Origin of the sequence: Campylobacter sp. CH246 (genome assembly GCF_004378835.1) — a bacterium.
Classification (GTDB): Bacteria; Campylobacterota; Campylobacteria; order Campylobacterales; family Campylobacteraceae; genus Campylobacter_D; species Campylobacter_D jejuni.
Genome location: NZ_RYYA01000003.1, coordinates 24,507 through 36,597, shown reverse-complemented (window position 1 = coordinate 36,597; position 12,091 = coordinate 24,507). Strand labels below are relative to the sequence as shown.

At 30.9% G+C, this 12,091-nt stretch carries 11 protein-coding genes; all 11 read left to right on the top strand.

Going from position 1 to position 12,091, the window contains the following annotated elements; all coding sequences use genetic code 11:
• Positions 1-102 precede the first annotated feature (102 nt).
• The 11 genes from cetC (at position 103) to tsf (ending at position 12,083) form a co-directional block, all read left to right on the top strand.
• A complete protein-coding gene (cetC, locus tag ELQ06_RS03305; protein ID WP_052797642.1) occupies positions 103-597 on the top strand; it encodes an energy taxis response protein CetC in 495 nt (164 codons plus the stop codon).
• A gap of 120 nt (positions 598-717) precedes the next feature.
• The gene (gene cetA, locus ELQ06_RS03300) at positions 718-2,097 is read left to right on the top strand and encodes a bipartate energy taxis response protein CetA (protein ID WP_052797643.1); all 1,380 of its coding nucleotides are present in this window, start codon (positions 718-720) and stop codon (positions 2,095-2,097) included.
• A gap of 17 nt (positions 2,098-2,114) precedes the next feature.
• The gene (cetB, locus tag ELQ06_RS03295; RefSeq protein WP_002777340.1) at positions 2,115-2,612 is read left to right on the top strand and encodes a bipartate energy taxis response protein CetB; all 498 of its coding nucleotides are present in this window, start codon (positions 2,115-2,117) and stop codon (positions 2,610-2,612) included.
• 86 nt (positions 2,613-2,698) lie between these two features.
• Entirely contained in the window at positions 2,699-4,558 is a 1,860-nt protein-coding gene (gene mnmG, locus ELQ06_RS03290) for a tRNA uridine-5-carboxymethylaminomethyl(34) synthesis enzyme MnmG (RefSeq protein WP_042963042.1), read from the top strand.
• Positions 4,559-5,845: an arsenic transporter gene (locus ELQ06_RS03285; protein ID WP_052781696.1), complete on the top strand. Its 1,287-nt coding sequence runs from the start codon at positions 4,559-4,561 to the stop codon at positions 5,843-5,845. It abuts the gene before it with no gap.
• A 90-nt stretch (positions 5,846-5,935) separates the two neighbouring features.
• The gene (petA, locus tag ELQ06_RS03280) at positions 5,936-6,439 is read left to right on the top strand and encodes a ubiquinol-cytochrome c reductase iron-sulfur subunit (RefSeq protein WP_002852880.1); all 504 of its coding nucleotides are present in this window, start codon (positions 5,936-5,938) and stop codon (positions 6,437-6,439) included.
• 1 nt (position 6,440) lies between these two features.
• Entirely contained in the window at positions 6,441-7,691 is a 1,251-nt protein-coding gene (locus ELQ06_RS03275) for a cytochrome bc complex cytochrome b subunit (RefSeq protein ID WP_002852758.1), read from the top strand.
• A complete protein-coding gene (locus ELQ06_RS03270) occupies positions 7,688-8,812 on the top strand; it encodes a cytochrome c1 (RefSeq protein WP_002864542.1) in 1,125 nt (374 codons plus the stop codon). Before ELQ06_RS03275 ends, ELQ06_RS03270 begins: the two co-directional genes overlap by 4 nt.
• Before the next feature lie 127 nt (positions 8,813-8,939).
• Positions 8,940-10,103 (top strand): cyclopropane-fatty-acyl-phospholipid synthase family protein, encoded by a 1,164-nt coding sequence (locus tag ELQ06_RS03265; RefSeq protein WP_002864838.1) that lies wholly within the window; start codon positions 8,940-8,942, stop codon positions 10,101-10,103.
• A gap of 115 nt (positions 10,104-10,218) precedes the next feature.
• Entirely contained in the window at positions 10,219-11,010 is a 792-nt protein-coding gene (gene rpsB / locus ELQ06_RS03260) for a 30S ribosomal protein S2 (RefSeq protein WP_002892710.1), read from the top strand.
• On the top strand, positions 11,010-12,083 hold the full coding sequence (gene tsf / locus ELQ06_RS03255; RefSeq protein ID WP_002852901.1) for a translation elongation factor Ts: 1,074 nt from the start codon (positions 11,010-11,012) through the stop codon (positions 12,081-12,083). The genes rpsB and tsf overlap by 1 nt, the downstream gene beginning before the upstream one ends.
• Positions 12,084-12,091: the final 8 nt, after the last annotated feature.

The following is a 12,091-nucleotide window of genomic DNA, read 5'->3' as shown; positions in this document are numbered from 1 at the left end:
TTGAAAATTTTATAATTTTGCAATTCAGTTTGCTTTTTGTTATTTATTATTAGTAATAATTTTATATTTTGATTCATTTGTTTTGTTGGGATATTTTAAATTATGAAAGAAATAGTTTTATCTGAAAATGCTTTAATTACTTCTAAAACAGATCTTAAAGGGAATATCATTTATGCCAATAATGACTTTTTAAAATACGCAGGTTATAAAGTTGGTGAACTTTTGTATAAATCTCATAATATAGTGAGACATGAAGATATGCCACGCACTGTATTTAAATGTCTTTGGGATTATATTCAAAAAGGAGATGAAATTTTTGCATTTGTGAAAAATAAAGCCAAAGATGGTAATTTTTACTGGGTTTTTGCAAATGTAAGTGCTTCATTTGATGCTAATGGAAATATCATCAATTATTATTCTGTTCGTCGTGCACCCAATAGAAAATCTCTTTCTATAATTGAGGAAGTTTATAAAATTTTACTTGAAAAAGAGAAAAAATCAGGTATTAATGCTGGAGTTTCAGCTTTAATGGATATTGTAAGTTCTTATAAAATGACTTACAATGAGCTTGTTTTTAACTTACAAGAAAATAATTAAAATAAGATATATTTAATCTTTATTATTATATAATCTTCTACTGAAAATTAAATCAGTGCATCGTTAAAGTATTGTTTTGATTTATGATTTCAAAAAATTTTCAATAAAAGGGGTAAATTTATGGTGAAAAATGGATTATTATTAACTATTTTTCTAAGCATTATTGGTATTTTAGGTGCTATTTTTTTTCATATTTATGTTGGAGTGATAATTTTTATTTTAATCGCTGTTTTAATGATTTATTTGTTTAGACAACACAAAGATGAGCAAATAATGATAGATAAACTTTTGGTTCTTTGTAGAGAGTTAAAAGAGGGTAATTTCGACAATAGAATCATCTATGTAAAAACAAAAAGCAAAAAATTAGCCGAAATAGCAGATAATCTTAACAATACTATTGATGGGCTAGAAGCTTACTTAAGGGAAATTAATATGTCTATTTCTTGTTCTCAAAAAGGTGAATTTTATCGCAAGGCTTTACCTGAAGGTTTAAAAGGAATTTTTGCTCATAATATCGAATTTATAAATAAAGCTTTAGCAAACATAGAAGTGACAGCAAGATCTACTTTTAAAAATGCTTTATCAAGAACTTTAATGGATTTAAGCCTTGGAAATCAAAATAAAGATATGTCTCAAATTTCTAGCTCATTAAATCAAGATATTAGTATGATGAAAAATGTATATGATACAGTTGATGCCATTACTCATACAGCTACAGAAAATGGCTCAGAAGTGGATTCTTTGCAAAGTGCTATGGGTTCTTTAATGGATGTTGTAAATTCAAGCAAGGAAACAGTGCAAACTTTTGTGGCTAATTCTCAAAATATCACTTCAGTGGTTGAAGTAATACGTGATATAGCTGATCAAACCAATCTTCTAGCTTTAAATGCTGCTATTGAAGCTGCACGTGCAGGAGAACATGGTAGAGGCTTTGCGGTTGTGGCTGATGAAGTTAGAAAGTTAGCAGAAAGAACTCAAAGATCTACAAGCGAAATTTCTATTGCAATTCAGACTATGCAACAAGATTTTGTAAATATCCAAAGTGGCAGTGAGCAAGTTTTTAACATTGTTAGTGAATCTGAAGAAAGAATTAATAAATTTTCTCAAGCTTTTAAACGTCTAGAAGAAAATAGTAGTGCTCTTGGTATTAATTTTGGATCCTTTGCAAAGAGATTGATTTTGTCTGTAGTTAAAATCGATCATATTCTTTATAAATCAAATATATATTTAAATTTAAATGGGGCTCAAAATTTTAATCTTGAAAGTGTAGATCCAATTTCTAATCTTTGCCAAGATGAGAGAGCTCAGGGTGTTATTAATGAGCTTAGCTCTGAAGCTGAGTTAAATTTAGCTAAAGAATTTATAAAAGATAATGCTAAAAAAGCAATAGAAGAATCAAGTCAAGATTATATCGATCAAAAAGCTTATGATGCGATTGTAAATGATATTAAATCACTAGAGCAAAGAAGTGCTGAAATCTTAGCAAAATTAAAAATATAAATTAAGAGGGTGGGAAAATGTCAAGAGAAATTTTTTTACAAGAAGATAGTTTAATTACTTCTAAAACAGATTTAAAAGGTAAAATAGTTTATGCAAATGATGATTTTTTAAAGTATGCAGGTTATACCATGGGTGAAGTTTTAAATAAACCTCATAACATAGTAAGACATGAAGAGATGCCAAAAACTGTTTTTAAATATTTATGGGATTATATGAAAGAAGGCAAAGAAATTTTTGCTTACGTAAAAAATAAAACCAAAGATAACAATTACTATTGGGTTTTTGCAAATGTAACCCCATCAATAGATGTTAATAATAATATCATAGGCTATTATTCCGTTCGTCGTATGCCAAATAAAAGCGCTATTTCTACAATAGAAAGTCTTTATAGCGATCTTTTAAGAGCAGAACAGCAACAAGGCTTAAATAAGGGTGTTGAGATGCTTAAAAATTTCTGCAAAGATGCAGATAAAACTTATAATGAGCTAATCTTTTCTCTTCAAGAGGCTAAATAAATTTTTGTTAGACTTAAAACGAGTTTGTTTTAAGTCCAAATATTATATAATCTTTCTTTTAAAAATTCACATTTTTAAGGCAAAATATGTTTGATGTCATTGTTATAGGTGGTGGACATGCAGGTGTTGAAGCAAGTGCTGCTGCTGCTAGAATGGGTAAAAAAACCTTACTTTTAACTACATTGATTGAGCAAATAGGAGCAGCAAGTTGTAATCCGGCTATAGGAGGGCTTGCAAAAGGACATTTGGTAAAAGAACTTGATGCCATGGGTGGTCTTATGGGTGAAATCACCGATGAAGCAGGGATACAATTTCGCATTTTAAATGAAAGTAAGGGTGTAGCCGTTCAAGGAAGTAGGGCACAAATTGATATGGATAAATACCGTATCATTACACGTAATAAACTTTTAAAACTTTCAAATTTAGAAATTTCTCAAGAACAAGCGAGTGCTTTAATTGTAGAAAATGATGAAGTTAAAGGCGTGAAAACAAATTTAGAAAACACATATTTTGCCAAAAAAGTGATACTTACAACAGGAACTTTTTTAAATGGACTTATTCATGTAGGTGAAAACAAACTTCAAGCAGGTAGGGTAGGGGAGCTTGCTTCGGTAAATTTAGGCAATTATCTACAAACTTTGGGTTTAAAAATGGGACGTTTAAAAACAGGAACTTGCCCAAGAGTAGATGCAAAAAGCATTGATTTTAGTGTGCTTGAAATTCAAGATGGTGATGTAAATCCTAAAGCTTTTAGTTTTCGTTCAAGAAATTTTAATCCTACTCAACTTCCTTGTTATATCGCACGCACTAATACAACTACACATGAGATTATTAAGAATAATTTTTATCGTGCTCCACTTTTTACGGGACAGATTGAAGGTGTGGGGCCAAGATATTGTCCTTCTATAGAAGATAAAATCAATCGTTTTAGCGACAAAGAAAGTCATCATCTTTTTATAGAGCCTCAAACTATCGATGCGACGGAGTATTATATTAACGGTTTTTCTACTTCTTTACCTTATGAAGTACAAACTCAAATGTTGCGTTCTGTAAAAGGTTTTGAAAATGCTAAAATAACCCGTTTTGGTTATGCTATAGAATATGATTATATAGAGCCAACTGAACTTAAGCATACTTTAGAACTTAAAAAGATTAAAAATCTTTATTGTGCAGGACAGATTAATGGAACTACAGGTTATGAAGAGGCTGCAGCACAAGGCTTTATGGCAGGAATCAATGCAAGTTTAAGCATAGATATGAAAGAGCCTTTGATTTTAAGGCGTGATGAAGCTTATATAGGAGTTTTAATCGATGATTTAGTAATAAAAGGTACAAAAGAACCTTATAGAATGTTTACTTCAAGAGCGGAATTTAGACTGCTTTTAAGGGAAGAAAATGCTATACTTAGACTTGGAAAATATGGCTATGATTTAGGGCTTTTAAGCGAGCAAGATTTTACTTATATACAAAATATCGCAAACAATCTTCAAAAAGGACTTGAATTTTTACTTTCTAAAGAATTCACACCTAACAACCAAAATAATGCTTTTTTAGAGAGTTTGGGAGAAGATAAAATTTCTTCTATAGTCAATCTTCAAAAAATTGTTGCAAGGGCAAGTTTTGATATGGAAAAATTAAAAAAACTTGACCCTATATTTGAAACTATGGATCATTACTCCTTAAGAGAGATTTTAAATGAGGCAAAGTATTATCATTACATTAGTATGCAAAAAGCTCAAGTAGAAAAAATGAAAAATCTTAGTGAGCTTAAAATTCCTGAAAATTTTGATTTTAAAAGTGTAAGTGGTTTGAGTAATGAGGTTGTAGAAAAGCTTAATCATCATAAACCTCCAACCATTTTTGCTGCAAGTCAAATCAGTGGAATCACTCCTGCAGCGTTGGATATTTTGCAAATTTATATCAAAATGCAAAAGAAAAAAGCTTAAATGCTTGCTTTTTTTATTTTTTTATCTACTTTAGTTTTACTTTTTTGGCGTCCATGGAATTTACCTATTTGGGTATTTTCTAGCTTGGGGGCTTTTTTTGTTTTTATTTTTCAATTGGTAGATTTTAAAGATGTTTGTTTTGTTTTTTCTTTGGTTTGGGATAGTTCTTTAACTTTGGTTGGGTTGATTATCCTTTCTTTTAGCTTGGAAGCTTTGGGATTTTTTGATTTTATTGCGAGTAAAATTTTGCATTTTTCTAGAGAGAAAAATCAAGAAAAAATTTATATCAGTACAAAAAAATTGATGTTATTTTTGTTGATTTTTGTATTTTTTCTTTCTGCATTTTTTGCTAACGATGGAGCGATTTTAATCATTACACCTATTATTATAGCTTTATTTTCAACTCTTAAAGATTGTAAAAATCATGCTTTTATTTTAAGTTCTTTTTTACTTAGTCTTTCTTTTTTATGTGATGCAAGTTCAAACGCTTTGGTTATTTCAAATTTAACCAATATCATCACAGCAAATTATTTTAAGATAGAATTTTTAGAATTTGCTAAAAATATGTTTTTGCCAAATTTTTTTGTTTTGCTTTCTACTATAGTTACGGTTTTTGTGCTTTATGTGAGAGTTTTACCTAAAAGGCTTGAATTTAAATTAATCAAAAAAGAGCAAATTTCATTGAAATTGTTTTTTCTTTGCATAGTATTTTTATTTCTTTTTGTTATTAGTTTTTTTATAGGTGAAATTTTTAATATTAAAATAAGTTTTTTTGCTTTGCTTTGGGCGGGAATTTTTTGGCTTATTGTTTTAAAAATTCAAGGTAAAAAAAGTATTAAAATTCTTTTTGAAGCACCTTATGGAGTTTTGCTTTTTAGTTTTGGGCTTTATATGGTGGTTTTTGCTTTACATAAAATAGGTGTGAGTGAAATTTTGGTTAAAAGCTATGCTTTTTTGATGCAAGATAAGAGTGGAATTTTTGGTGTGGCTTTGATTTCAGCTTTTGGATCTTCTGTGTTTAATAATTTGCCTATGGTTTTAATCGGAGATTTGGCATTAAAAGAATATTTTGAGAATTTTTCTTTTGATTCTTTGATGATTTATGCACATCTTTTAGGTGTAAATATAGGTCCAAAACTTACGCCAATAGGTTCTTTAGCAACTTTGCTTTGGCTTGGAGTTTTGGCTAGAAAAGGCATTAATATTTCTTTTTGGCAATATTGTAAATTTGGCTTTTTGATAACTTTACCTGTGCTTGTTTTTTCTCTTTTTGCTCTTATTGTCTAAATATCAAAACTTGTTAAACAAAGAAAAAATTTATTTTAATTTCGATAAACTTTTAACTTGGTTAAAAAATAAAATCGAAAGGAGCAAGTTATGGCTACATCTGAGAGTAGACGAAGCTTTATGGGCTTTGCATTTGGAAGCGTAGCTGCTGTAGGCGGTGTTTTCTCACTTGTTGCGATGAAAAAAACTTGGGATCCGCTTCCAAGTGTTAAAGCTGCAGGTTTTACTACAGTAGATTTATCAGGAATGCAAGATGGAGAGCTTAGAACTATAGAATGGCGTAAAAAGCCTATTTTTATATTAAAAAAAGATGCGAGTATGCCAAAAGATGAAAAACGTGATGTTGTGGTAGATAACGCAGCTTATACTGTGGTTATAGGACTTTGTACGCATTTGGGTTGTATACCTGCTTACCAACCAAGTGAGCAATTGTTTAAATGCGCCTGTCATGGTGGAGAATTTGACACAAGTGGAAAAAATGTCTTTGGACCTCCTCCAAAGCCTCTTGAAATTCCTCCTTTTAAAATTGATGGAACCAAGCTTGTTTTAGGTGAAGAGGGTCCTGAATATAAAAAAATGATAGCGGAGGCTTAAGATGGCACAAATTAGAAAAGCTAATGGTCTTGTAGATTGGCTTGATCAAAGACTTGCGGTACATAAACTGCTTGATGTTTTAATGGTAAAGTATTGGATACCAAAGCAAATTAACTTTCTTTGGGCAATGGGGGTTATTTTAACCACTCTTTTTGCAGTGCTTTTTGTTACAGGACTTTTACTTGTGATGTATTATAAACCAGATACTGCACTTGCTTTTGATAGTGTGAATAAGACTATTATGCAAGAGGTGGATTATGGATGGCTTTGGCGTCACATGCATGGTGTTGCCGCTTCTGTTGTATTTTTGATTATATACATACATATGCTAACAGGAATTTATTACGGTTCTTATAAGAAAGGTCGTGAGATGATTTGGGTTAGCGGTATGCTTTTGTTTGTTGTATTTTCTGCTGAAGCTTTTAGTGGGTATATGCTTCCTTGGGGACAAATGAGTTATTGGGCAGCTCAAGTAATCACTAATCTTTTTGGAGGGATACCATTTATTGGCCCTGAGCTTGTGATTTGGATTCGTGGAGATTATGCGGTTTCTGATCCAACTTTAACAAGATTTTTTATGCTTCATGTGTGCTTGCTTCCTATAGTTATCATTGCTATTATAGCATTTCACTTCTATTCTTTAAGAATTCCTCATGTTAATAATGAAATTTCTGAAGAACTTGACTTTGATTTAGAGGCTGAAAAATACATGGCAGGTGACACAAAGGGTTCTAAAGTGATTCCTTTTTGGCCAGGATTTTTATCAAAAGATTTTATGTATATAAGCTTTTTTATGATTTTCTTCTTTTATTTGGTCTGTTTTAAATTTGAATTTGCAATGGATCCAATTAATTTTGATCCAGCTAATGCACTTAAAACACCAGCTCATATTTATCCTGAGTGGTATTTCTTATGGAGTTATGAAGTTTTAAGAGGATTTTTCTTTGATATTGCAGGTATTAAAGCTTTTGATATAGGTTTGGCTGCATTTGGTATTGCTCAAGTGATTTTCTTCTTACTTCCTTGGCTTGATAGAAGTGATGTTGTAAAACCAGCTCATGAAAGACCTTTATTTTTCATTTGGTTTTGGATATTGCTTATCGATTTAATTGTTTTAACAGTTTATGGAAAATTACCTCCAACAGGTGTAAATGCTTGGGTAGGATTTTATGCTTCTATAGTATTTTTACTTTTACTTATTGTAGTTTTACCGGTTATTACTATTATGGAGAGAAAAGGAGCTAAACAATGAGAGAAATAAAAATATTTTTAGTTGTAGTGGTTTTTACTGCACTTGTATATTGGGGGGTAGAGCCTTATGCTCATTCAGTGATGAAGCCTCATGTTGCTCCTGCAAATTTTGATTTTGCTGTTGAAGATACTACTTTTGCAAAAGGTATAGTTGAAGCTAAAGAATTAGCTCTAAAAGATGCACAAGCTTCAGGAGATGCTAAAAGAATAGAGAGTGCAAACAAAGAACTTGAAAAAGCAAAAGAAGAATTAAGCAAGGTTGAAACACTTTGGGTAGATGTTGCAAAGATCGATTTTGCTAAGGGTGATGCAAAAAAAGGTAAAGAATTTTTTGAAAATAACTGTTTTGCATGTCATGGTGTAAAAGAAGATGGAATAGCAGCTAATATTACTGATTCTTCTATGGGAGTAATACCACCTGATCTTAGTGCAGCTGGTGCTATTTTTGATGAAAAATTTTTAGCAGCTTTGATTATGCATCCTGCGCTTGCTTTAAAAGTAGATCATAAATTTGGTGATGCTTTTATTATGACAGCTTATAATAAAGATACTTCAGGAGAAAGTGAAGAAGCTACAAATGCAAATATAGCCAATGTAATTGCTTATCTTAAAGATGTGAGTGTTAAATTTGAAGCCAATGAAGATGCTACTATTAAGAAAGATGTTGAGGCAAAATATGCTAAAATGGAAAATAGTGCTCAAAAAGCGGCTTTAATGGAAAAAGATATAAAATTTGCTAAAGATAAAGCAACTTTTATTGAGGCTTGCGGACGTTGTCATGATATGAAATACGATAGCTTTTTTACTCCATCAAATCAAAATGATTTAAAAACTTATTTAGGTTCTGTTCCGCCTGATCTTTCTATGATGATAAGATCTCGTGGTGAGCAATATTTACATGATTTTATTAATAATACTCAAAAACTTCTTCCAGGAACCGCTATGCCAAGAGTAGGTTTAACAGAAGCTGCACAGGCTAAGGTTGTATCTTATATTGATCAAGTGGGTGATAGCAAAAAAGAAGAAAGAAAAACTACAGGAATTTATGTAATGATATTCTTTGTAATTTTAAGTATTTTTGCTATAGGTTGGAAGCGTTCTGTTTGGTCTAAATTACATTAATATTACATTTTTTGCCATTATTTAATGATAATGGCAAAAATCTTATTTTTTCTTCATTTTTATTAATTTTTAATATTTAAAGAGAGATACTCCAAAATATAATTATTTTAGAATTTAGGAGTATTTTATGTTAGAAAAAACTTTAATCAAATCAATTTTAAAAAAATGGGATTATGGGGATTTTAGAGTTGTTTTTTGGGATAAAGAAGAATTTTTTATCGGAAACAAACCTGCTAAATTTTCTTTAATTTTTAAAGAAAAAATTCCTTTTTTGGAGTTATTTGGTGATACAAGTTTGGTTTTTGCAAGACATTATATGCAGGCAAAACTTGACATAGAGGGCGATTATGATGAAATGGCTAAGGTATTATATTATTTTTCTAATCAGCAATTTTTTAAAACCAAAAAAGATGTATTGAGCAAAATAACTCAAAAGCAAGAAAGTAAAAATATCAAAAGTCATTATGATATAGGTAATGATTTTTATAAGCTTTGGCTTGATGATACTATGAGCTATTCTTGCGCTTATTTTAAAGAGCCTAATAATACTCTTTATGAAGCTCAAATTAACAAAATAGAACATACCCTTAAAAAACTTGATTTAAAAGAAGGAGAAAAGCTTTTAGATATAGGTTGTGGTTGGGGTTGGCTTTCTATTATGGCGGCTCAAAAGTATGGAGTTAAGGTTGTTGGAATTACTATTTCAGAGGAGCAGTGTAAAAAAGCTAAGGAAAGAGTAAAAGAACTTGGTCTTGAAGATAAAATAGAAATAAGACTTCAAAATTATCAAGATTTAGAATTTGAAAATTATTTTGATAAAGTTGTTTCTGTGGGTATGTTTGAACATGTAGGCAAAGAGAATTTAGGACTTTATTTCATGAAAGTAAAACAAGTGTTAAAACCTGGAGGTTCTATGCTTTTGCATTCTATTTTAGCTATGTTTGAAGGAAAAACAAATGCTTGGATAGATAAATATATTTTTCCAGGAGGATATTTACCTTCTTTAAGAGAGGTTGTAAGTGCTATGAGTGAGTGGGATTTTCATCTTCTTTTAGCAGAAAGTTTAAGAATGCACTATGCAAAAACTTTAGATTTATGGGATGAAAATTTTAACAAAGTATTAGACAAGGTAAGGGAAAAATATGATGAAGAATTTATAAGAATGTGGGATTTGTACCTTCGTTCTTGTGCCTCTGCTTTTCGTGTTGGAAGCGTGGATTTGTTTCAATTTTTAATCACAAAAGAAATCAATAATAATTTAAGTCTTACCAAGGACTACATATATAAGTAAAAACTAAACTTAAATTTGATAAAATCTTAGCTTCATTTCACACACATCAATCCTTTTTAGCTTGTGTAAATTAAGGGATGTGGAGGAATAAAGCTAAATTTATAAGGAGAAACTCATGGTTAGTATGAGAGATTTATTAGAATGCGGTGTGCATTTTGGACACCAAACAAGACGCTGGAATCCAAAGATGAAAAAATTCATTTTTGGCGAGAGAAAAGGTATTTATGTAATTGATTTACAAAAAACTTTAAGATATTTTAGATATACCTATAATATCGTTCGTGACGCTGCTGCTGAAGGAAAAACTATACTTTTTGTTGGGACAAAAAAACAAGCAGGTGGAGCGATTAAAGAATACGCTGAAAAATGCGGTATGCCTTATGTAAATCATAGATGGCTTGGCGGTATGATGACAAATTTTGGTACTATTCGCCAATCAATTAGAAAATTAGAAGTAATTGAAAAAATGGAAGAAGATGGAAGTATTAAACTTTTAACTAAAAAAGAAGCTTTAATGCTTACAAGAAAAAAAGAAAAATTATTAGCTTATTTAGGTGGAATTCGTTATATGAAAACTCAACCTGATATGATTTTTGTTATTGACACAGTAAAAGAAAAAATTGCTGTTCAAGAAGCAAATAGATTAAGAATTCCTGTTGTAGCTCCACTAGATACAAACTGCGATCCTGACTTGGTAACTTATCCTATTCCAGGAAATGATGATGCAATTCGTTCAGTGCAACTTTTCTGCCAAGAAATGGCTGAAGCGATTAATGAAGGAAAAGCTTTAAGAGAACAAGATGGCGAAGCTTTAGTAAATGAAGAAAAAGAAATCACCGATGAAGAGAAAAAAGAAGTTTTAGATGAAGCGATGAGCGAAGAAGACTTCGGTGAGGAGCAAGAATAATGGCTGAAATTACTGCTGCAATGGTAAAAGAACTCCGCGAAAGTACAGGCGCGGGGATGATGGATTGTAAAAATGCTTTGAGTGAAACTAATGGAGATTTTGATAAAGCAGTACAACTTTTAAGAGAAAAAGGTTTAGGTAAGGCTGCTAAAAAAGCAGATAGACTTGCTGCAGAAGGTTTGGTAAGTGTAAAAGTAAGTGATGATTTTACAAGTGCAACTGTAAGTGAGATTAATTCCGAAACAGATTTTGTGGCAAAAAATGATCAGTTTATCGCTTTAACAAAAGATACTACAGCTCATATTCAAAGCAATAGCTTGCAAAGTGTGGAAGAACTTCATTCAAGCACAATTAATGGCGTAAAATTTGAAGAATATTTAAAAAGTCAAATTGCAACTATAGGAGAAAACTTAGTTGTAAGAAGATTTGCAACTTTAAAAGCAGGTGCTAACGGCGTTGTAAATGGTTATATTCATACAAATGGCCGTGTTGGTGTTGTGATCGCTGCAGCTTGTGATAGTGCTGAAGTAGCTTCAAAATCAAGAGATTTATTAAGACAAATTTGTATGCATATTGCAGCAATGAGACCAAGTTATTTAAGTTATGAAGATTTGGATATGACTTTTGTTGAAAATGAATACAAAGCTTTGGTTGCTGAACTTGAAAAAGAAAATGAAGAAAGACGCAGACTTAAAGATCCAAATAAACCTGAACATAAAATTCCTCAATTTGCAAGTCGCAAACAATTAAGCGATGCAATTTTAAAAGAAGCTGAAGAAAAAATCAAAGAAGAGCTTAAAGCTCAAGGTAAACCTGAAAAAATTTGGGACAATATTATCCCGGGTAAAATGAATAGTTTTATAGCTGATAATTCTCAACTCGATAGCAAACTTACTTTAATGGGTCAGTTTTATGTAATGGATGATAAAAAAACTGTAGAACAAGTGATCGCTGAAAAAGAAAAAGAATTTGGTGGAAAAATTAAAATTGTTGAATTTATTTGCTTTGAAGTTGGCGAAGGTTTAGAAAAGAAAACTGAAGATTTTGCGGCTGAAGTTGCTGCACAACTTTAAAAACGGTT